A 21,422-nucleotide genomic window follows, 5' to 3' on the forward strand; every position below is an offset into this window, starting at 1 on the left:
ATCCTAGCAGCTGACTTTCCTTTCCATACAAAAAACCTCGGAAAAAGAAAGTATGTTCCTTTTTCTGAGGTTAAAAACATTGGACATGATGCCTTTTTTTACTTCTATTAAACACTTGGAAATGTATTGGACGCTTTATCTGCAGGAAAACTAAAATCCGTTGGTAGCCATCCACAGATAACACCTTCAGGCAATACACTTCCATTCAACCATTCTTTAAGCGACAACCGAGCCGGTGGTTGATTGGGCCCAAGGCCAAATGAAAGCGTCAGCTTCGTCGTATCATATACAGATGTATGGATTGTTCCCGCCCAATTTGCGTATTGGTCTTGAAAAATGCCGTGCTTCGGGTTAGTAAATCTTTGATATGCCTCATCAACCTTCATTCTAGCAGGTAAACCCTTTAACACATCCAAACGTTCTTGTGAATGGGTCAGCACACGACGATTTTCATCCTGCATGCTCGGTGCTGCAAAATGATTGGCACAAACGAGAGCTTCACCTGAAAAAACGGCGACCTTTCGCGGCGAGGCCTCCACGAGCGCGGAGTGATGAAAACGGTCCGCAAGACTGTAAATAAACGAATGACGATGAGGAATTTCTTTTAAAAAGACAATTGCCTCTTCCACTGATGCACAGCTTTCCAATAAAAGCCGGGTAATCGTCGTGCAGAGAAATCCTTCACCTGCTTGTAGCCGATGAATGAAGTGATACCCTACTGCCAAGCCTTTTTCGTTCATCCCGTCCATTCGTCCGATCAAGCGCTGCGCCGGACCTACGGACGCATATCCCTTTGCTGGCTTCCAAAAAACGAGCCGGTTTTCATATGTTTTTGGATGATAATCGTAATTACGAGCATAAATCCCCGCACTCGTATAGGCACTGCATCCCGAAGCTTTCCAATCCGCCCGGTATCCTCCGAACAGATGCAAAACATCGACAAACGGCCACTTCAGCCCTTCCGCAAGCCCTTCCATCTCAGCCCAGACACCAGGCGCATAGCGTAAAAACAGCTTTCGCGCACGGTCAACATCTGTTTTAGAGCGTTTATTGATCTTTTTCAGCTGCTTCTCGTAATATTGCAAAAGCAAATGCGACTTCATCGCACGGCCCTGCCGTAAACCAAAATCCCAATTGGATTGTTCGTCTGCAAATATCGTTGTTGTGACGTATCCCAATCGTGTCCCTCTTTCAAAATTTATGAATGCTTCGGTTCTGCTGCTGTTAACTCCATGAAAGCTTCCACATCGGTTAACGTTAGTGAGATCCCTTGCTCCCAAAATGCTTCGGTTGTAATATCTGCACCTAAATGCTTTGCTGCCAAATCTTCCACGCTCATTGATGCTGTATCCTGTAAAAGAGCGATGTACTTTTGTTCAAACGATTTTCCTTCTTGCTGAGCTTGTGCATATATACCTAATGAAAAAAGATAACCGAATGTGTATGGGTAATTATAAAACGGAACACCTGTCATGTAAAAATGTAGCTTGGATGCCCAAAAATGAGGATGATAGCTAGCCAATGCCCCTGCAAACGCTTCTTGTTGCGCGTCGACCATCAGATCATTGATTTTCTTGTAAGGCACCATTCCTTGAGAACGCACCTCATAGAAACGCGTTTCAAAGAGGTAGCGGGCATGAATGTTCATAAAAAATGCTACGCTACGCTGAAGCTTATCATCAAGCAAGGCGATTTGCTCTTCTTTCGTTTTCGCATGCTTTATGGCAGCGTTATGTACGATCTGCTCCGCAAACGTCGACGCTGTTTCAGCGACGTTCATCGCATACCAGCGTCGGAACGGGTGCACATCACGTAAAGCATAGTTGTGAAAGGCATGCCCCAGTTCATGCGCCAGCGTTGACACATTGGACATCGTCCCAGAATAGGTCATAAAGATTCTTGATTCCTTAGATAGACCAAACGTTGTACAAAAACCACCTGGACGTTTGTTATCGCGATCCTCGGCTTCAATCCAACAATTTGCAAAAGCTGTTTCTGCAAAGGCAGCAAGTGTCGAGCCGAACGATTCAAACTGCGTGATAATCATTTTTCCCCCTTGCGCATAAGGGATATGATTGTCATTCTCTCCTAAAGGAGCCTCAACATCTTGCCATTCAAGCTTGTCTTTTCCAAGCAACTTCGCCTTACGGTGTAAATAATCGACAAATGGCTGTTTATGTTTTGCAATAGCTGACCACATTGCCGTCAATGTTTCTTTTTTCATCCGATTCCTTTGCAAGGACTCGTACATCACATCATTCCATCCGCGTGCCTTATACACTTGTAAGCGAAAACCGCTCAAATGATTCAGCGTTTCAGCAAAGAGTTGACCTTTATCTGCCCATGCCTGTTCCCAAGCCGAAAAAACTTGATTTCTTACGTGCGCATCAGCAGACACCATTTTGTTCGCAGCTTGCCCAGCAGACAGTAGCTTTTCCTGTCCGTTATCATCAACAGGAATGCGAATAGATTGGACGAGCACCTGATACATTTGCCCCCACCCTTGGTACCCATCAACTGACAAGGCATTGATGAGCTCCTCTTCAGCTTCTGGCAGCGTGCTACTCGATTGCTCTCGCTTTTCGTTTAGATAAAATGACATCTCAGAAAATGCCTCTGAGTCCATCCATGTGTTCCACATCGTTTCATCGACTTTTGCGATTTTGCTTTCAAATGCAGTGTTTGCATTTTTCACCTTTACTGCGATGCTAGATAAACGATCTTGCAGCTGCTTGGCACCTTGATCTGTCGTATTTTGGGCGAGAAGGCAAGAGACATATGCCGAAGCTTCCCTTAACGACAAAACGACATGACTCATCTCATCAATCAGTTGCAAAAGGTCATTTGAATCTTTGCTGTCCCAGCTTTGAACACTTTCACTAAACTGCTGTAAGTCTGTTTCCAAAGTCGTTAAAAAATCGCGAAATGCCGTAGAGTCACTACCTCCTGAAAAAATGGAATCCAATTCCCACGTTTGTTGCACGAATTTTCCTCCTTTTCATTTAATTCATCCAGTATACTATATAATGAAGCTGGTGACGACTGTAAACTTTCCAAATTTATGCATAAAAAAGATCGGACGTTCTTCAAAAACTCCGATCGCTGACGTTACCTGACTGCGGAATGAACGTTTGTCGTGATTTTCACACACTCCGAACAAAACTTATATCTTTTGTAAGTCGTCAATTGCCTCACATAAGTTAACATGGCTACTGTTGAGTCCGAATTGTCGAATCCGCATACGGCTTGACCCTCACGATGAATGTGAATGAGACGATGTTTTTTATCAACTTTATACAACGTAAACCAAACCCCTTTCCATGGCGAATAATACCCGATCCTTTTTTAGGATAAACCCGTATTTTTCTTTGGTTTTTAAGTCCAACATTGATAAAACACCTTTTCAGAAAAGAAAAGGTGTTCACGTGTAAAGACCGTCTATTCGTGTTCACTGAGCAACTACTCGGTTGTTTTTCAGCCTGTTACAAAGTTTATAACGGTATAGCTAATGACTAGGACCTGCCTGATTCATATAATCGGCCATTTTATATGCATGAAAAATGCTATAAAGTAATACTGCGGTCATTAGAAAGTAACCTAAATTCGGTAGAACCTGTTCATAGGCGATAAATAACAATCCATACAGCAAAGCAAACAAAACACCCTTTGGCCCATCGTCATTATACACTTGACCGACGCCCGGCCAAATGAATGATAGGGCTGCCGCCAGCAAGGGAATTTTCTTTCTCATGCTGATTTTCTTCCTTTCATATAACAATCATGTTTTTATTATACTATTCCCACAATCCGCTTTATTTAACCCTGCAAACGCACATTTTCAAAGTTTCGTCAAGTTTTATTTCCAATGAAAGAATAGGTTCTTTAACTATACCATGATGAATGAGACATTGCACAAAAAAAGAAAGCGTTTGTTTGCCCTATTTCGCCATCCCGACATTGCAGAAGTAAAATGACGAATACAGCTATGATTTTCCTTATCTTTCTCCGCAAAAAACAGTGTAGATAAAGTCAATTAAGCTTTATCTACACTGTCTCGGTTCTTATGAAAGAATGCTCTATAGAAAAACACTATATCACACCGTTTTATCGGGTGTATTCTACATATAGGAGCAATCGTTTCAGCATGACTGCTGCCTGTGCTCTTGTCACATTGTCCTTTGGAGCTATGAAAGTTTCACTCACCCCATTCAATATACCGGTTTGGACGGTATCACTCATAGCCTCCTTAGCCCATGCAGAAATCTTTTCATGATCCAAATATGAACGCAGCTTTTGCGAGCCGCTTTCAACTGGCGGTTTACCGGCAAAATGCATTGATTTTACGATCATGACAGCCATTTGTTCTCGAGTCATGGGCTCATTTGGGGAGAATCGTTCAAGAGACACACCTTGCATCAGTCCTGCCTGCACAGCTGCTTCGATTGCCCCGGCATAAAACATGCCTTGATGAACGTCAATAAATTGCTCACTGATTTGTTCTTGAGGCTGTACACCTAGGGCGCTTGTCAAAAAGGCTGTGAACTCGCCACGCGTGATGAAGTCATCTGGGGAAAATCGCTTTTCCGACACCCCTTGAATGATGAGCTGCTGTGCCATGTCTTCAACGTCTGCTTTCGCCCAATGCTCCGCCATATCGAGAAAGCTGACGTTTCCCTTCTTGACGAATGCGTAATACCCATCATAACGTGTTTGCATCATCAGCTCTTGTGCACCGTTTGCCCTTTTTGTTTGTTTACTTGGGACAAACGTGACTGACTGAGTGGTTGGTTGATATAGAACACCTACGACTTCGTCAAAGCGCTGTCCTGCGCTCACAACAATACCTTTCCCCGCCGGATCGTCGAGCGTCACTCGTTTATCATTGCCATTATTTTACTAGAGGGAGAAGTAGCCAATCTTAGAGAAGTCTTAAAGGTTTATCCACAAGAGAACAACAGAGATGAAAATTCCATTATAATAAAGTGAAGTGATTGCAGAGGAGGCGATATGATGGAAGGCGATCGAATTTTAATCGTTGATGATGAAAAAAACATTCGCCATTTAATTGGAAAACACTTGACGAATGCAGGTCTTCAATATCGTGAAGCAGCGGATGGCCTGTCTGCGCTTCACATGATGCAGCACGAAACATTCGACTTAATTTTGCTTGATTTAATGATGGATGGAGCGGATGGGATGGATGTACTTCGTCATGCGCGTTCATTACAATTGAACACACCGATAATCATCGTAAGCGCCCTTCACGACATCGACAAAAAAATCGAGAGCCTCGGATTAGGTGCTGACGACTATATGACAAAGCCCTTCGTTCCTTCAGAGCTTGTCGCCCGAATTACCGCGAACATTCGCCGAAGTCGAAACATGATGGCAACCAATCGACTTCAGGTCGGAGAAATCACCTTACATATGTCTTCCCAAACGGTCGAAAAGCACGGTGTTCGCCAATCATTATCGCCGACAGAATACAAGTTACTGCTGTTTTTAATGCGTCATCCTGGACACATTTTAACAAAAGAAGATATGTATGAGGCGGTTTGGAAGCACGATCATTTCGATGCCAATAACTTAAGTGTGTATATGAATTACTTGCGCAAAAAATAGAAGATGATCCGCAAAAACCTCAACATATCATTACGATCCGCAGCATCGGTTACCGCTTTGAAGAGGCGATGTCATGAAGCTGTCGTTGAAGCTGTGGCTCTATTTTTTTATCAGCAGCGTGGTCGCTGTTGTCGTATTTGTATTGATCGCTTTACCACTTGGCCAATTATCACAGCCTGGTTACACACACAATGATGTAAAACCACTGGCACATGCAATGATTGATGAGATAAACCACACACCAACCGACACGTCTTCACTTAAAAGAATTCTCACTTCCTATGAAAATGACCACCCTTCACTGCAATTTGAGTGGTTTCACGATGATGGCACGATCCTTTATTCGTCGACCGGGCGAACGACGCCTTACAGCTTTTCCGAATACAGTAACTTGTTTGTTGAACAACCGTACAGCCTATGGACAAAAGAACAAGACGCCCATTTTCTCTTTCCGGCAAATGTAGATGACGGACGTTTTTTCCTCCATATCCATGTTCCAAGTAAAGCGATGCAAAATACGCAATTTTTCATATACGTTGAAGACAACAAAGACTGGCTCACCCTGCTTATACCTTTTTTGCATTTTTACTGACACCGTACTTGTTTTCATATCATTTTTCAATAGCTTACGTAAGCGTCTCACCACATTAAATAATGGATTAAAAAATTTATCTCTTGACCGCGCCCAGAAACACCCAGAGGCTGTTCAAGTGAAAATGAAGCCCGCACACGATGAAATTCACGATTTAACAGAGCACTTTAATGCGATGGCTTTACGTATTCACGAGCAAGTGAATCAAATTCATGATCAAGAAACGAAGAGAAAGGCGTTAGTATCAAATTTATCCCACGATTTAAAAACACCGTTAACGAACATTCTCGGCTACGCGGAAACGATTAATCAAGGAATGTACAAAGATGAAGCAGAGCTCCACGCCTACACTCAACTCATCTTTAGGCAATCGCAGTATATGGAAAGATTAATGAACACACTATTTAATATTTCTAATCTTGACTCACTCGGAATGAATGTCACTAAAAAACCGACCAACATCGTTGGCTTGCTTAGAAGAACATTGGCTGATTATATCCCAATGCTTGATCATAAAGGCATTAAAACGTCGATATCCATTCCAGATCAAGTCGTCATCGCTGAAGTTGATGGACAGCTCATCGACCGAGCCATCCGCAATGTTATAGATAACGCCATGCTTCATGGTGCTTCCGGTAAATACCTTGGCATTCAATTGTGTGAACAAAAAGGACAAGTGATCATGGCGATTACAGACCGCGGATCTGGCATTCTTGAAGAACAGCAAAAGCTCATCTTTGAACGCTTTTTCCAAGGTAGCCAAGAGCGGAAAAATGAAGGCTTCGGGATCGGTCTTTCCCTCGTCCAAGAGATCGTCGAAGCGCACCATGGCACCATCCATGTAAAGAGTGAACGAAACGTTGAGACGACGTTTGTCATCGTGTTGCCTCGAACGGATCATGGCGATCAAGCGAAAGCTCCAAAAAGCGATCGGAAATAATAGTAAAACCGCTAAGTCTCTTTTAGAATTAGCGGTTTTATGACACTTTTTATTTAACTTGACCGTTTCTCTCCGTTACTTTTTAATGAATTGTCACCAAATCCAAGCTCTTATACACTCCAAAAACATTTAATGGCTGATCTTTCTAATCAATGAGGATTTTGATTGTCACAGGCATTTCACTTTTGACGTGATTCGTTGTCACCTTTAACCCGTCAGCGGTTCGCTCCCAATTCGGTTTTTCATCAAAGCCTAAAACAGCAACGTCTTTAATTAGGCCATGAAAATGAGGCAGCTTAGACGCGTCCTGCTCAGCTAGCGATTGAATGTTGACTTTTCCATCTTCCGGATAATTCAATACAGTCGCATAAAGGTAGGAGCCATTCACTGTAAAGCGAATATCTTCGGCCGTAAACTGTTTTGATTTCTCATCTGTAAATTGTCCCTCTTGGACTTCTGTAGGTCCCTCACCAAACTTCCGCCAAACTTGACTATGATAAATCGCCTCACCGTTCACGTTTAGCCAGTCACCAATCTTGAGCAGAATTTCCTTATCCTCATCAGGGATCGTTCCGTCTGCCTTCGGTCCGATATTTAATAATAAACTCCCATTTTTACTGACAATATCGACAAGGTCACAAATCAATTCATTCGCCGTTTTGTAATCATTATTTTCTGTGTAGCACCAGGAGTTTTTTGCTACGGAAGTATCTGTTTGCCAAAAGTAAGGCTTCTGTTCGGCAAATTGTCCTCTTTCTATATCGATCACAGCCGTACCGAACATAAAGGCATCGTGTTTATAGTTGATCGCGACGTCAATTCCCCACTCATCGGCACGATTATAATAATACGCCGCAAATTTTTTCAAATAAGGTTTAACTGACTGATGCTGAATCCACCAATCGAACCACATGATTTTCGGTCGATAGCGATCAACAATTTCGCACGTACGAATGAGCCAATCCTCAAGAAACGCTTTCGACGGGGACGGACTATGTAAATCATGGTGTTTCGGCTCAGGCATGGCTGGCCAATAGAAATCCCCTCTTTCAAGCGGCTCGTTAATATCACTAGCAAATTCTTTTCCGTGCCCCATAAAGAACCAATGTTCTATCCGATGTGACGAGGTACTTAACGGAATGTTTCTTTTTTCTAATGCCGAGCCTAATTCACCGACGATGTCGCGCTCTGGTCCCATTTCATAGGCATTAAAACGAGAGAAATCGCTTTTATACATTTGAAAGCCATCATGATGTTCCGCGACAGGCATGACATACTTTGCACCCGCGTTTTTAAACAGCTCGGCCCATTCATCTGGATTAAACTGCTCGGCTTTAAACATTGGGATAAAGTCTTTATAGCCAAAATCCTTATGATTTCCATACGTTTGAATGTGGTGCTCATATTCCTTCGAGCCTTGAATGTACATATTTCTAGGGTACCATTCATTTCCAAACGCAGGGACCGCGTACACCCCCCAGTGAATGAAGATACCAAACTTCGCATCACGGTACCATTTTGGTAATTCATATTGCGATAGCGAATCCCAATTGTCTTTAAACCGTCCTTTTTGAATCACACGATCAATGTCTTTTAAATAATCTGTAATTTTTTGCTCCATCATCGTTTTCCTCCTAGGTATTAGTACAATTGATCCTACTCTCATGAGAATGTACAAAGTAATGCCTTTTATATCATAAAACACGTCCTTCTCATTTAGCGCTTACCATTCGTAAACGAGCTTCTCTCCATTTCGCCAATTTGATCATGAGACATAAGAATATTGTCTCTGTAAATTGCCAAAGACACACTAGCTTTTTCCCTACAAAGAACCTTTTCAATTAGATACTACCTTAGTTTTTATGTGAGCGGTAACATTTTAGCACAATCTATCCCTACAAATCTGCATGGGAAAAGCGATAAAAAAAACGCGCACACTTCAAAGATAAAGTGTGCGCGCTTCTTTAAGTATGGAGCCAAGGGGGCTCGAACCCCTGACCTCTACGCTGCCAGCGTAGCGCTCTCCCAGCTGAGCTATGGCCCCTCGTTTTATCCGACAACAATTATTATAGAGAAAATGCTGGTAAAATGCAACACTTTTTTCTTATATACGGATAAAAAACGAGCTCATTTTTCCTCACAACTGTGTTTGGAAATATTCACTAAAAATTTTGTTGAATGTTCCAATGCTTGGTTTGTAAACACGCTTAAATAGCATGACCAATGCCTTATCAGTCTTAGCAATCACTTCATTCAACGTTTTCAACAGTTTCGTTTTAGGAAACAAAATCTGCCTCCATCTCTTGAACCAGCTGCGCGCCTAGCTCATACATCTCGTCAGGCACGTCGGTATCAGGATCCTCTGGACTTTGAAATTGGTTCACGGAAGCCGTAATGTTGCTTGATGATGCTTTGTAATCAATCGACCGCTGGTACTGATGGCCAAGGACAAAAGGCTGACCAATCACTACAGTCGCTTCAGGCTCATCTAACGGAGCGCCTGCTGAAGTGATCGGGATGCGAACAAAATAATACGTTTCCTCTCCCGGAAGGCGATAATCAAAAAAGCCATGGTCATAATCCCAGCTTCCGCCTAACGCAAACCCTTTTTTCTCCATCATTTGTGCTAAACGGTGCATCTTCATTTGCTTGCCTTCAAGTGCAGACGGAATCGTTCTCACCGAAGCCCACTCCCTTTTAATCAAATTGACATTATGTATTAAACTTCCCGGTCGCTTAAAATGTATACAATAGATGTTTCGCGCACGAAAAAACCGCTCGACCTCGAGCGGCTTTCTTCATTAATATTGTTATTGCTGTTTACTAAGGACGCTTTCGCGGACGTCGTGGGCGGCTTTCACCATCACTTTAAGCGCTTCGACGGTTTCTTTTTCAGCACGGGTTTTCAAACCACAATCTGGATTTACCCAAAATTGTTCAGGGTCTAGCACGGTGAGTGCACGCTTAATATTTTGCACCATTTCTTCTTGCGTCGGGACGCGTGGCGAATGAATATCGTATACGCCGAGACCAATGCCCTTATCATAGTGATCATCCTCAAACGCAGAGACAAGCTCTCCATGACTTCTCGACGTTTCAATGGAAATAACATCAGCGTCAAGAGCGTCAATCGACTTAATGATTTTGTCAAATTCGCTATAGCACATATGCGTATGAATTTGCGTTGTCGGCTTGACAGCACTCGTCGCTAAGCGGAATGATTCTACGGCATCATTCAAATAAGCTTCATGTAAATTCTTCTTCAGTGGAAGTCCTTCGCGAAGCGCTGGCTCATCAACTTGGATCATCGTGATGCCATTCTCCTCTAAGTGACGAATTTCTTCACGTAAGGCAAGACCAATTTGCAGGACAACGTCTCTTCTTGAGACGTCGTTACGGACGAATGACCAGTTTAAAATCGTAATCGGACCGGTCAGCATTCCTTTGACAGGACGGGACGTTAATGACTGAGCATATTTGCTTTCTGCAACTGTCATCGGTTCTCTAAACGCAACATCTCCGTAAATGACGGGTGGCTTTACGCAACGCGAACCATAAGATTGTACCCAGCCGTACCGAGTGAAGGCAAAGCCGTCGAGCTTTTCGCCGAAGTATTCAACCATGTCGGTCCGTTCAAATTCACCGTGAACGAGGACATCGATATCAAGCTCCTCTTGGATATCAACCCAACGTTTCGTCTCAGCTTGAATGAATGCTTCGTACTCTTCGTTGCTTTTCTCTTTTCTTCGCCATTTGAGACGTTCTTGACGAACAGTTTGCGTCTGTGGCAACGAACCGATGGTTGTTGTAGGTAGCAAAGGCAATTGAAATGCTTCTTTCTGTTTTTCTTTTCGCTCTGCATAAGGTGAAGCTCGATGAAAATCTTCATCTGTCAAAGCGGCAACTGCTTGACGAACTTCATTTTTTTGCCGTCCTGGCGCTTCTTGAAGCGTTGCTAGTGCTTTTAACTGGAGGTCCGCACCTGTTGTTTTCCCAGCCGCCCAATCACTAACGATTGACAGCTCAGTTAATTTTTCATCAGCAAAGGCTAGTCCATCACGCAGCCACGACGGCAAATCCTTCTCCAATTCAACCGTAACCGGAACATGAAGCAGACTGCATGAAGGCTGAATCACGATGTCTGGCGTAAGAGCGTTCAGCGCTTTTACGAGCACACCAACCGTTTGAATATCAGACCGCCAAATATTTCGGCCATTTAAAACCCCAGCAAATAACGTTTTCCCTTCAGGAAACCCTGACTCAGTAAGGGTTTTTAGCTGTGTTTCGCCATCGTGGACGAAATCGAGTCCAAAGCCATCGACATTAGACTTTTTAATGATTTCCCAATGCGCAATATTTGAAAAATACGTTTGTAGCTTGAGGTTAAGTTGCGGAAGCTCTGCTTTAATATCATTATACAATTCAGCAATTGTTTGAACTTCTTCTGTCGTTAAGCTAGTAGACAAGATCGGCTCATCGACTTGCACCCAAGCAGCACCGTCTTTTTCCAGTTGCTTAAAGATGTTGATATAAATAGCTTTAAGCTCGTTTAAACGCTCTGAAAATTGCTCAACACCTTTGGATAAAGAAAGAAATGTATAAGGTCCGACGATCACCGGTACACCGCCGTCAATGCCAATTTCTTTTGCTTCGTTAAAAGCATCACTCCAACGATTATGGACAAGTGCCGGCTTTGTCTTGTCATCAAATTCTGGCACGATGTAATGGTAATTGGTATTGAACCATTTCGTCATCTCTGAAGCGACCCCGTCTTTTGTTCCGCGTGCAATGGCAAAATATGTGTCCAAACCGGGTGTGTCTTCTAGTGAACGAAATCTTTCAGGGATAATATTTAAGCTCCATGCTGTATCAAGAATATGATCATACCAAGAAGAGTCAGCTACAGGAATAAAATCAAGGTTTTTCTTTTGTTGCTTTTCTAAATTTTCAATCCGAATGTTTTTTAACGCGTCCTTGAGAGTCTCTTCAGTTGTCTCGTTTTTCCAAAAAGCCTCTAATGCTTTTTTCCATTCCCGGTGAGCGCCAATTCGTGGATAGCCAATGTTTGCAGTTTTCATCTTATCCTCCTCGGTCTGTGTAAGTCATTGATTCATTTAACAAAAAAAACCTCTCCTAAGAGCGGAGAGGTCTGGTCACGTTCCTTCGCTCTCATCTCTCAAAGCTCTATCGCTTTGCAGGATTTAGCACCTTATTCAGATCTTCGTCTGAATGGTTGCCGGGTTTCACAGGGCCAGTCCCTCCACCGCTCTTAATAAGAGAGTATTTAATTATGAGTTATATCCTAGCACTAGATAAAATCATCTGTCAAACCTTTTTTTGAAGATTTTACGTTAAGCGATCTTTTAGCTCGTTTAAACGCTCTTCAAAGCCGGGCTTCCCTAGTAGAGCAAACATGTTTTGCTTATACGCTTCGACACCAGGCTGATCGAATGGGTTAACACCCAACAAGTAACCACTCATCGCGCATGCTTTCTCAAAGAAATAGACGAGATAACCGAAGTGATAGGCGTCGCGCTTAGCAATATGCACGTTCAAGTTCGGAACGCCGCCATCAATATGAGCTAGACGAGTACCTTCTTGCGCTTTTTTATTTACAAAGTCAAGGTCTCGACCACCTAAGTAATTTAAGCCATCTAAATTATTCTCGTCTTTCTCAATCAAAATTTGCGCACCTGGCTCCTCGACAGAGAGGACTGTTTCAAATAAATCTCTGCGTCCTTCTTGGACATATTGACCTAAGGAATGTAAGTCAGTTGAGAAATTGGCAGAAGATGGGTAGATCCCTTTCAGGTCTTTCCCTTCACTTTCTCCAAATAACTGCTTCCACCATTCAGAGAAATATTGCAAAGAAGGCTCGTAATTAATAAGCATTTCAATCGTATAGCCTTTGTTATACAAAACGTTTCTTACAGCAGCATACTGATACGCTTCGTTATCGTGAACGTTTGGCGCGCTGTAAGCTTCACGGGCATCTGCCGCTCCTTGCATCATATCTTGAATAGAAATACCACTGACCGCAATTGGTAACAGACCAACAGCAGTGAGCACAGAGTAACGCCCACCGACATCATCGGGAATGACGAAAGTTTCATAACCTTCTTCAGACGCCAATGTCTTTAAAGCCCCTTTTTCTTTATCCGTCGTTGCAAAAATACGCTTTTTCGCCTCATCTTTGCCATATTTTTCTTCCATCCACGTTTTCATATGGCGAAATGCAATCGCGGGCTCCGTTGTCGTTCCTGATTTCGAAATCACATTCACAGAAACGTCTTTGTTTTTTAAGACGTCTTGCAAATCCGCTACATATTGTGCAGAAATGTGGTGACCTAAGAAGATAATTTGCGGCGCCTTGCGGTCTTCTTTGTCAATGATATTGTAAAAGCTATGGTTTAACATTTCTAAGGCAGCACGGGCACCAAGATACGAACCACCAATCCCGATGACAATCAAAACATCGGAATGATCTTTAATCTGAGCTGCTGCTTTTTCAATGCGGGCAAACTCTTCCTTGTCATAATCAACTGGTAAATCGACCCAGCCCAAATAATCAGCGCCTGCGCCTGTTTTCTCATGAATACTTTTATGTAATGTTGAGACCGTCTGTTGTAAATAATCAATTTCATGAGGCTGAAAAAAGGACAGTGCTTCTTCATAAGAAAAATGTAGTGGTTTAGTCATCATGTACCTCCATTATGCTAGTCGCTCTATGTTTATTTTACCACGTTACACTCATAAAACCTAGCATACTTTCAAAAAAATCCACCCATACGAAACATTTGTCTCACTCACACTTACAAAGAGGCTCGTAAAATGGCCTCACAATCTGAAGCATTTAGCGTAGAAAACTGCCCAAATGGTCCGTTTTCCATTGCCTGTTCAACGATCGTCGGGAGCGTATTTTCTTCAATACCATAATCAGCTAATCGTTCTGGTGCACCAAGAGATGTCCAAAACACACGTAATTTTTCAATCCCCTCTAAAGCAATCTCTTCATCAGTTTTTCCAAGTGGATGAACTTCAAATACACGGATGGCAAATTGTTTGAAGCGCTCAACATTTTCTTGCAACACATGCTGCATCCAATGAGGGAAAATAATAGCCAGCCCTCCTGCGTGCGGGATGTCATGAACCGCAGAAATCGCATGCTCTAAATTGTGACACGCCCAATCACCACGAACACCCATCGATAACGTACCATTGAGCGCCATTGTACCGGCATACAAAATCGTTTCTCGGTGGGTAATGTTTGACAAATCCTTTAATAGCTCAGGTGCCGTTGCAATGACTGTTTTTAACAACCCTTCATTAAAGCGATCCTGTACGTGCGTATTCTCATCATGATGAAAATATTGTTCAAAGCAATGGGACATTATATCAACCATGCCATAAACAGTATGGTCTTTTGGCACCGTTACTGTATGTCGCGGATCAAGTAACGAAAAAGCTGGAAAGACGTGTGGGCTGCCCCAACTATCTTTTTCTTTTGTCTCCCAGTTCGTGATAACAGAACCAGAGTTCATTTCCGAACCGGTTGCAGCAAGCGTCAAAATAGTTCCGAAAGGCATTGCACGTTCAACCGTGACTTTCTTTTGGACAATGTCCCATGCATCGGCATCATGAAGCGACGCAGCAGCGATAAGCTTTGTACAATCGATCACACTTCCCCCGCCCACTGCAAGGATGACATCGACATCGTTTTCCTTACAAATTTGCACACCTTTGCGCGCTGTTTCTACGCGTGGGTTTGGCTCGACGCCTGCTAATTCAAAAACGGTCTTATTCGCTTCCTGTAAAAGTTTCACAACGTGATCATACAAACCGCTGCGTTTAATGCTTCCGCCTCCATAAACGAGAAGAATTTTTGAGCCGTATGGTTCGAGCTGTTCAATCAGCTGTTCGGTAACCCCTTCGCCAAAAATAAGTCGGGTCGGATTATGATATACAAATGTTTGCATTGCAATTCATCTCTCCCTTTTGCCTTTTTCTCATTATGCATGAACTTGATAGAACTTGAAAAGCATTTCGTCTCGCGAGTGAATAGGATGCCATCGATTTGCGCACATTAAAAAAGAAAAAAATCACCTTAAGGAGGGATGTTCGTGAGTACACTTCAGCGCATCGCTTTATTGTTAATCATCATCGGTGCGATCAACTGGGGCCTTATCGGATTTTTCCAGTTTGATCTCGTCGCAGCTATTTTTGGTGGACAAGATGCTGCTTTAGCACGCATCATCTATGGCTTAGTAGGAATTAGTGGCTTAATCGCCTTGTCACTACTTTTTAAACCAGCAGAAGTGACGGAAACGGAGCCTGACCGAAACTATTCATAACAAAAAGGTGACTCCTGCAGCCAATAGGCCAAAGGGTCACCTTCTTTCATCTCGTTATTGTCTTGCTTGAAAGAGAAGAGCATCCCAATCAATTTTCCAGCTGTTTTCATCCTTAAGGAAGCGAACGAAATAAGGCGTACTTATCGCTGTTTCATCAGTCACCCACATCAATATTTTCCCCATGTCATCTGGCAGCGTCTTTATTTTACCTTCTGTTAACGTGAGCCAATATGGCGACAAATAAGGGCTAGATTTCTCGATATTTATCTCTTCACTTTCCCTTGATACCACTAATTTCTCAGCTAAGTCAAATGCATTTTCTTCAATCGCTTTAGCAAAAAACTGGGCTACTTCGATAGGGAGCAATTTTTCAAGCGACATAGCAGATTGATCTAGTTTCCATTTTTCGTAACGCTGATCTAAAGGCTCTTTTAACGGCAAAATAGGCTCTTGAATATCTTCAGCACTTCTCTCTACTTCCAAATTTTGCGCTAATCCATTAACGACAAAAGCCTGAACCTCTTCACTCGTTTGAAAGCCATTGTTTTCTAATAGAGAATAGAACGATTGTACAGTAAAAAAGGTTAACGTATTCGGGTAGTTAATCAAAAAGCGTTCGTAGCTTGATTGCACTTCCTGTTTTAAATATCCATTTTCTTGAAATGAAGAATGCGATTCTCCTTTACCTAAATAAAGATAAAGGTGCTCGTGATATTGTTGTAGCATTTTTTCAACCAACATAAAATCAGCTTGTGGAAATGTTTGTAAATACCACTCAATATCAACAATTCGATCGGATAAATCGTTCCATGAAAGGTTTTCTGCTTGTATAGTAACAACATGATTTTGCAATTGAATAAATCTGGAAATCTTTTCATTTGTGATCTTTCTAAATGTCTGATCCAGGAATGACCAATCAATTTGTAAATCCGTTTGTTGTAAAGTATAGCCTTGAGAGGTAAGCGCTTCTTCCGACCACTCTCCCATATGACTTGCTAATAACGGCCTTAATTCCATTTGCTTTTTCACGAGACGAGTGAGTTCATCTGAGCGTAAGTCAACACCTAGATTGGTCGAATTTGTCAGCCTTTGGATTGTTTCTGCAGGTGATTCAAGTTTTTTTTCTAACTCTTCAACACTAATTCGATATAGCGCCTCTGCTTCTTCCTCCCCCATCTCGGATAATTTCTCTTTACTATGTGCCGCAAACTTTTCAGCTTCCTTGATAAACTCAAGATCAGCTGGTACTTTAGACAGCTGAAGTTTCTCGATGAATAGCTCTTGCACTAAGGCATCGAATTTGTTATCAAGCTCAACATCAAATTGAGGGTTTGTCGTCTCTACACTATTTTCAGATGAATTAGATAACGTCAGATTGGATTGCAATAAACCATTTCCAAGCATGCCCCCGATGACGACAAGCCCTGCGATGCTAGCAATAAGCGGTGCCTTTCGAAATCGCCGAACTTTAAATGCTGGTTTCTCCCTCCGCTCCTGTTGTATCTCCTTCATTATCTTGTCTTGATCAGAGAAGCGAGGCATTTGGTTGTATGTATTTTTTAGCTGTTGAAGTTGTTTTTCCAGCTGTTGATCATCCAAGATGCGACCCCTCCTGACTTTTTTTAATCTCTTGCTTTAAGAGCTCCTTCGCTCTAAACATTCTCGTTTTTACCGTAGCTAAAGATACTTGCATAATCTCAGCAATTTCGTTGTATTTTCGATCCTGAAAATAATACAACACCAACGGAACACGATATTTTTCATCTAATGACTGCACACATTGATGCAGAATGCGGTCTTGTTCGGATTGTAAAACAGATTCTTCAGCAGCTGCACAGCTTTCTTCAGTCTGTCGGTCTTGCTTTAACTTGACGACCTTACGATCATATTGTGTTTTTTTCCGTGCCAAATCTCGTGTTGTATTTAATGTAATTTTATATAACCATGTGGAAAATTTAGCTTGTTGATACTGCCCTAAAAATCGATATACGCGAATAAATACTTCTTGTGCGATGTCTTCAACCTCATGAGGTCGATTGCCGAGCTGATAAGCAAAACGCTCAACGACCGGAGCATAAATCTCTACCAGCCTTTGAAATGCTGCCATGTTTCCTTTTTTAGCTCGACGGATCAAATTTGCTTCATCCATTCATTGATCCCCCTTCCACACATGTAAACGGACGATTTAGAGAAATTGTTTCACATTTAAGGTATTTTTTCCCCATAAAAAAACGTGAGATTGACAACCTCTCACGTTTGAAGGTAAATAACAACATCATTTTTGCTATTCACTTTTTTTCGTTTATCAACAAGCGAATGCTTAAGGCTTTGTCGAGACCGCTTCAGAGGCTTCTTCTTGAGAGGAAGCAAGATAGCTGCTAACAAACCGCTCCATTCGACGAATCGCCTCTTGCAAGTGATCCATCGAGGAAGCATAAGAGCAACGAATGTGCCCTTCACCACTTGGCCCGAACACATTTCCCGGCACAACTGCAACCTTTTCTTCGTTTAACAACGCCTCAGCAAATTCGACGCTCGATAGCCCTGTCGGACGAATGGATGGAAAAGCGTAAAAAGCGCCACCTGGTTTATGACAAGGTAAGCCAATCTCCTCAAAAGACCGCACGATGTAATTCCGCCGACGCTGATAGCTTTTTTTCATGTGCACAACATCATCCCAGCCGTTTCTCAACGCTTCTAAAGCGCCATATTGGGCAGTTGTCGAAGCACACATCGTCGTATACTGATGAATTTTCAGCATTGCCTGCACAATGGCTTCTGGACCGAGAGCAAATCCGAGTCGCCAGCCCGTCATTGCAAACCCTTTAGAAAAGCCATTAATAATAATGGTGCGCTCTTTCATGCCATCAAGAGAAGCGATCGACGTGTGCGGCTCATCATAACTCAATTCTGAATATATTTCATCTGAGATGACGACCAAATCATGTGCGACACATAATTCAGCAAGATCAGCTAAACTCTTTTTATCCATCACGGTGCCAGTCGGATTATTAGGTGAACAGATTAAAATGGCTTTTGTCCGCTCTGTAATGGCTGCCTCAATTTGCTCCACTGTCGGAATAAAGTGTGTGACATCAGTTGTATCTACTGGCACTGGCACACCACCAACCAATTGAACAACTGGAAGATAAGACACAAAACTCGGGCGGACAACAATGACTTCATCTCCAGGGTTCACGATGGCTCGAATCGCTAAATCAATCGCTTGACTCGCACCAACAGTCACGAGAACCTCTTCTAACGGGTCATAAGCTGTATTATATTTCGATGCATAATAGTAAGCGATTTCTTGTCTTAATTCGGGAATGCCTGGATTTGCTGTATATGACGTATACCCTTCTTCAAGTGATAGGATACTCGCCTCACGAATTTTCCACGAAGTCGTAAAATCAGGCTCTCCCACACCAAGGGAGATCACGCCTTCCATACTCGCGGCCAAGTCAAAAAAACGGCGAATTCCTGATGGCTCAAGGTCAGACGCGGTTTTGGATAGAAAGCGGTCGCTCATGGAGAAACCACGATCCTTTTATCTGAATCACCCTCATCAAAAATGGTGCCGTCATGCTTATATTGCTTCATAATAAAGTGGGTTGTCGTCGATAGTACCGAATCAAGCGTAGACAATTTTTCCGATACAAACTGTGCCACTTGAGCCATGCTCTTGCCTTCAACGGTGACAGATAAATCATAGGCACCGGACATTAAGTACACAGATTTTACTTCATCGTAGCGATAAATGCGGCGAGCGATTTCATCAAAACCGACTTCGCGCTTCGGCGTCACTTTGACATCAATCATCGCTTTGATTGTAGAATCCCCTTCAACCTTAGCCCAGTCGATCACTGCTGCATATTCGACGATGACTTTCTTATCTTCTAGGTGTTTAATAATCTCTGCCGTTTCTTCGACAGACAGGTCAATCATCTTAGCAATCGTGTCAATTGACTGTCGGCCGTTATGTTCGATAATTTCTAACACTTCAATCTCTTTTTCATTCATTTTGTCTCACCTACACTTTTAATGATGACCTCATACGAAGAGCTAATACAAACAGTATAACAAACCTACACGTGTGCTACGACATGGATTATTCTTCCCTAGATCGATTCATTCCATATTTACATTATCCTCGGCCTATCTTGTCCAATGGTGTCACGTGACGACAACGTGGGGAATACGATAAAATAGACTTGAAGCTTGGTGTAAAAAGGATGAGGTGTTTCATGAAACCGATACGCGGATTTATTGACTATCACAGAACGAACATCTACTATGAGCACTGGCCGCACCCCAATCCAGACGCTCCAAAAGCTGTGCTCGTTCATGGCTTTTTATCGTCTTCGTTTAGCTTTCGTCACTTAATGCCATTATTGCATCAAGAATACCATATACTCACACTCGATCTCCCACCATTTGGAAAATCCGAAAAATCTAGACGACTGATTTATTCATATGAAAATTATGGTGCGATCGTGAACGCTCTAATCGCTCAACTGAATTGGATGAACTGTATTGGCATCGGCCATTCGATGGGTGGGCAAGTGCTATTAAATGCGGCTTCCCAAAAGACAAATCGCTGGGCTGGTTTAGCCCTTCTAGGTTCATCCGGCTACTTAAAACCAGTTAAAAAATTCATTTATTACTCATATATCCCTTTCTTTTCACACCTCTTAAAATATGCACTTGCCAAAACTGGTGTAAAGGGGAATCTCTACAACGTCGTTTATCGCCGCTCCTCGGTGACAGCAGAGATGATTCAAGGCTATGCTGAACCTTTTAAACATCCGAAAATTTTTCCTGGGCTCGTTCGTTTTTTACGACATCGAGAGGGAGATCTTCAGAGTGAGACATTGCAGCGCATCCACCTCCCCATTCGTTTGCTCTGGGGCGCTCATGATCGCGTTGTACCTTTAACAGTCGGCCGGCGTCTCGAAAAGGATTTGCCTCAGTCTAAGCTTCACATTTTTGAAGATGCTGCCCATTTATTACCAGAGGAAAAGCCAGAAGAGATGCACCGGCAAGTCATCGATTTCACCCGCTCAATTCACTGGCGTCAAGCACTTATTTTATAATGACGCGCCCTTCGGCTGTTCCAACAAGGACAGTGTCGGCAATGTTGGTAAATAAGCCGTTTTCAACGACGCCTGGTAACATATTTAATTGCTGGCTCAGCTTTTCAGGGGCAGTAATTGGATAAAAGTCACAATCAAGAATAATGTTGCCATTGTCCGTCATGTATGTCTCACCATCTTTTTTACGCACTGTTGACTTACCACCGAGCTGTTCAATGTCATAAGCCGTCCGGTCAAGACCGTACGTGACCACTTCTACAGGTAGCGGAAATTGCCCTAGCCGATCGACAATTTTAGACTCATCGGCAACGATAATGACACGAGTTGACGCCATCGCCACCATTTTTTCCCTTAATAAAGCGCCACCGCCGCCTTTAATTAACTGCAGTTCAGGGTCAACCTCATCGGCACCATCTATCGTGACATCGATGTGAGAAACATCTCTAAATGTCACAAGGGGGATTCCCAGACGCTTCGCTTGCTCCTCAGTCGCAATCGAAGTTGGAATCCCTTGTACTTTTAACCCTTGCTGTACCATTTCGCCAATTTTTTCTATAGTCCAGTAAACCGTAGACCCTGTTCCTAAACCGAGCGTCATCCCATCTTCGACATAAGCTGCTGCCTTGTCTCCAACCAATTTTTTAATTTCTTTTGACATCGTTCATCCTCCATAACAAATTGAGCCGACGCCCCATTTTAGACAGGCTTGGATGTTCGTCCAAACATCTGTAATGCTTCTGAATACGATAGAGAGTATAGAGAGAAAATAAACGACTCCTAGAGTACAACTTCACCCAATCTGATTGCCATGAAGTACATTCCTT

General features: G+C 42.7%; 19 protein-coding genes, 1 tRNA gene and 1 riboswitch. Of the genes, 5 read left to right on the forward strand and 15 right to left on the reverse strand.

Annotation, left to right across the window (positions count from 1 at the left end; genetic code table 11):
• Positions 1–107 precede the first annotated feature (107 nt).
• From G4V62_RS04655 to G4V62_RS04670, 4 genes are all read right to left on the reverse strand, one after another.
• Positions 108–1,178, reverse strand: coding sequence for a C45 family autoproteolytic acyltransferase/hydrolase (locus tag G4V62_RS04655; RefSeq protein WP_165199699.1), 1,071 nt, complete (start codon positions 1,176–1,178; stop codon positions 108–110).
• 20 nt (positions 1,179–1,198) lie between these two features.
• Positions 1,199–2,983, reverse strand: a complete 1,785-nt coding sequence (locus G4V62_RS04660) for a M3 family oligoendopeptidase (RefSeq protein ID WP_165199701.1) — start codon at positions 2,981–2,983, stop codon at positions 1,199–1,201.
• 522 nt (positions 2,984–3,505) lie between these two features.
• A complete protein-coding gene (locus G4V62_RS04665; RefSeq protein WP_165199703.1) occupies positions 3,506–3,751 on the reverse strand; it encodes a hypothetical protein in 246 nt (81 codons plus the stop codon).
• A 353-nt stretch (positions 3,752–4,104) separates the two neighbouring features.
• Complete coding sequence (locus G4V62_RS04670) at positions 4,105–4,836, reverse strand: S-layer homology domain-containing protein (RefSeq protein ID WP_165199705.1); 732 nt, start codon at positions 4,834–4,836, stop codon at positions 4,105–4,107.
• Between the two features lie 174 nt (positions 4,837–5,010).
• Between G4V62_RS04670 and G4V62_RS04675 the strand changes: the two genes are divergently transcribed.
• From G4V62_RS04675 to G4V62_RS04685, 3 genes are all read left to right on the forward strand, one after another.
• Entirely contained in the window at positions 5,011–5,622 is a 612-nt protein-coding gene (locus tag G4V62_RS04675; protein WP_165199707.1) for a response regulator transcription factor, read from the forward strand.
• Between the two features lie 73 nt (positions 5,623–5,695).
• The gene (locus G4V62_RS04680) at positions 5,696–6,214 is read left to right on the forward strand and encodes a hypothetical protein (protein ID WP_165199709.1); all 519 of its coding nucleotides are present in this window, start codon (positions 5,696–5,698) and stop codon (positions 6,212–6,214) included.
• A 124-nt stretch (positions 6,215–6,338) separates the two neighbouring features.
• The gene (locus G4V62_RS04685) at positions 6,339–7,154 is read left to right on the forward strand and encodes a sensor histidine kinase (protein ID WP_246218264.1); all 816 of its coding nucleotides are present in this window, start codon (positions 6,339–6,341) and stop codon (positions 7,152–7,154) included.
• Positions 7,155–7,299: 145 nt separating this feature from the next.
• On the opposite strand, the gene G4V62_RS04690 is transcribed toward G4V62_RS04685, so the two are convergent.
• The 6 genes from G4V62_RS04690 to G4V62_RS04715 form a co-directional block, all read right to left on the reverse strand.
• Entirely contained in the window at positions 7,300–8,778 is a 1,479-nt protein-coding gene (locus G4V62_RS04690) for an alpha-L-fucosidase (protein WP_212508661.1), read from the reverse strand.
• 347 nt (positions 8,779–9,125) lie between these two features.
• A tRNA-Ala gene (locus tag G4V62_RS04695) sits at positions 9,126–9,198 on the reverse strand.
• Between the two features lie 232 nt (positions 9,199–9,430).
• On the reverse strand, positions 9,431–9,835 hold the full coding sequence (locus tag G4V62_RS04700; RefSeq protein WP_165199713.1) for a YugN family protein: 405 nt from the start codon (positions 9,833–9,835) through the stop codon (positions 9,431–9,433).
• A 129-nt stretch (positions 9,836–9,964) separates the two neighbouring features.
• Complete coding sequence (gene metE, locus G4V62_RS04705) at positions 9,965–12,232, reverse strand: 5-methyltetrahydropteroyltriglutamate--homocysteine S-methyltransferase (protein ID WP_165199715.1); 2,268 nt, start codon at positions 12,230–12,232, stop codon at positions 9,965–9,967.
• Between the two features lie 88 nt (positions 12,233–12,320).
• Positions 12,321–12,433: riboswitch (SAM riboswitch) on the reverse strand.
• A 67-nt stretch (positions 12,434–12,500) separates the two neighbouring features.
• Positions 12,501–13,853 carry a glucose-6-phosphate isomerase gene (locus G4V62_RS04710; protein ID WP_165199717.1) on the reverse strand — a complete coding sequence of 451 codons (1,353 nt, stop codon included), beginning with the start codon at positions 13,851–13,853 and terminating at the stop codon, positions 12,501–12,503.
• Between the two features lie 113 nt (positions 13,854–13,966).
• Positions 13,967–15,130 carry an iron-containing alcohol dehydrogenase gene (locus G4V62_RS04715; protein ID WP_165199719.1) on the reverse strand — a complete coding sequence of 388 codons (1,164 nt, stop codon included), beginning with the start codon at positions 15,128–15,130 and terminating at the stop codon, positions 13,967–13,969.
• 144 nt (positions 15,131–15,274) lie between these two features.
• Between G4V62_RS04715 and G4V62_RS04720 the strand changes: the two genes are divergently transcribed.
• A complete protein-coding gene (locus tag G4V62_RS04720) occupies positions 15,275–15,505 on the forward strand; it encodes a DUF378 domain-containing protein (RefSeq protein WP_165199721.1) in 231 nt (76 codons plus the stop codon).
• Positions 15,506–15,559: 54 nt separating this feature from the next.
• On the opposite strand, the gene G4V62_RS04725 is transcribed toward G4V62_RS04720, so the two are convergent.
• The 4 genes from G4V62_RS04725 to G4V62_RS04740 form a co-directional block, all read right to left on the reverse strand.
• Positions 15,560–17,104 (reverse strand): hypothetical protein, encoded by a 1,545-nt coding sequence (locus tag G4V62_RS04725; RefSeq protein ID WP_165199723.1) that lies wholly within the window; start codon positions 17,102–17,104, stop codon positions 15,560–15,562.
• Positions 17,097–17,654, reverse strand: coding sequence for an RNA polymerase sigma factor (locus G4V62_RS04730; protein WP_165199725.1), 558 nt, complete (start codon positions 17,652–17,654; stop codon positions 17,097–17,099). Before G4V62_RS04730 ends, G4V62_RS04725 begins: the two co-directional genes overlap by 8 nt.
• A gap of 171 nt (positions 17,655–17,825) precedes the next feature.
• Positions 17,826–19,034, reverse strand: a complete 1,209-nt coding sequence (locus tag G4V62_RS04735; protein WP_165199727.1) for an aminotransferase — start codon at positions 19,032–19,034, stop codon at positions 17,826–17,828.
• The gene (locus G4V62_RS04740; RefSeq protein ID WP_165199729.1) at positions 19,031–19,525 is read right to left on the reverse strand and encodes an Lrp/AsnC family transcriptional regulator; all 495 of its coding nucleotides are present in this window, start codon (positions 19,523–19,525) and stop codon (positions 19,031–19,033) included. Before G4V62_RS04740 ends, G4V62_RS04735 begins: the two co-directional genes overlap by 4 nt.
• Positions 19,526–19,749: 224 nt before the next feature.
• On the opposite strand from G4V62_RS04740, the gene G4V62_RS04745 reads away from it, so the two are divergent.
• Complete coding sequence (locus G4V62_RS04745; protein WP_165199731.1) at positions 19,750–20,598, forward strand: alpha/beta fold hydrolase; 849 nt, start codon at positions 19,750–19,752, stop codon at positions 20,596–20,598.
• Here G4V62_RS04745 and rpiA read toward each other — a convergent pair.
• Complete coding sequence (rpiA, locus tag G4V62_RS04750; protein ID WP_165199733.1) at positions 20,588–21,256, reverse strand: ribose-5-phosphate isomerase RpiA; 669 nt, start codon at positions 21,254–21,256, stop codon at positions 20,588–20,590. The two genes, G4V62_RS04745 and rpiA, sit on opposite strands and share 11 nt — an antisense overlap.
• Between the last annotated feature and the right edge of the window lie 166 nt (positions 21,257–21,422).

It is taken from the genome of Litoribacterium kuwaitense (genome assembly GCF_011058155.1).
Taxonomy (GTDB): Bacteria; Bacillota; Bacilli; order Bacillales; family DSM-28697; genus Litoribacterium; species Litoribacterium kuwaitense.

Excerpts from the sequence above, each read along its gene's own strand:
- G4V62_RS04675 (WP_165199707.1), top strand. The coding sequence starts at position 5,011 with ATGGAAGGCGATCGAATTTTAATCGTTGATGATGAAAAAAACATTCGC.
- G4V62_RS04690 (WP_212508661.1), bottom strand. The coding sequence starts at position 8,778 with ATGATGGAGCAAAAAATTACAGATTATTTAAAAGACATTGATCGTGTG.
- G4V62_RS04745 (WP_165199731.1), top strand. The coding sequence starts at position 19,750 with ATGAAACCGATACGCGGATTTATTGACTATCACAGAACGAACATCTAC.
- G4V62_RS04715 (WP_165199719.1), bottom strand. The coding sequence starts at position 15,130 with ATGCAAACATTTGTATATCATAATCCGACCCGACTTATTTTTGGCGAA.
- G4V62_RS04680 (WP_165199709.1), top strand. The coding sequence starts at position 5,696 with ATGAAGCTGTCGTTGAAGCTGTGGCTCTATTTTTTTATCAGCAGCGTG.
- G4V62_RS04740 (WP_165199729.1), bottom strand. The coding sequence starts at position 19,525 with ATGAATGAAAAAGAGATTGAAGTGTTAGAAATTATCGAACATAACGGC.
- G4V62_RS04710 (WP_165199717.1), bottom strand. The coding sequence starts at position 13,853 with ATGACTAAACCACTACATTTTTCTTATGAAGAAGCACTGTCCTTTTTT.
- G4V62_RS04665 (WP_165199703.1), bottom strand. The coding sequence starts at position 3,751 with ATGAGAAAGAAAATTCCCTTGCTGGCGGCAGCCCTATCATTCATTTGG.
- rpiA (WP_165199733.1), bottom strand. The coding sequence starts at position 21,256 with ATGTCAAAAGAAATTAAAAAATTGGTTGGAGACAAGGCAGCAGCTTAT.
- G4V62_RS04730 (WP_165199725.1), bottom strand. The coding sequence starts at position 17,654 with ATGGATGAAGCAAATTTGATCCGTCGAGCTAAAAAAGGAAACATGGCA.
- G4V62_RS04685 (WP_246218264.1), top strand. The coding sequence starts at position 6,339 with ATGAAGCCCGCACACGATGAAATTCACGATTTAACAGAGCACTTTAAT.
- G4V62_RS04735 (WP_165199727.1), bottom strand. The coding sequence starts at position 19,034 with ATGAGCGACCGCTTTCTATCCAAAACCGCGTCTGACCTTGAGCCATCA.
- metE (WP_165199715.1), bottom strand. The coding sequence starts at position 12,232 with ATGAAAACTGCAAACATTGGCTATCCACGAATTGGCGCTCACCGGGAA.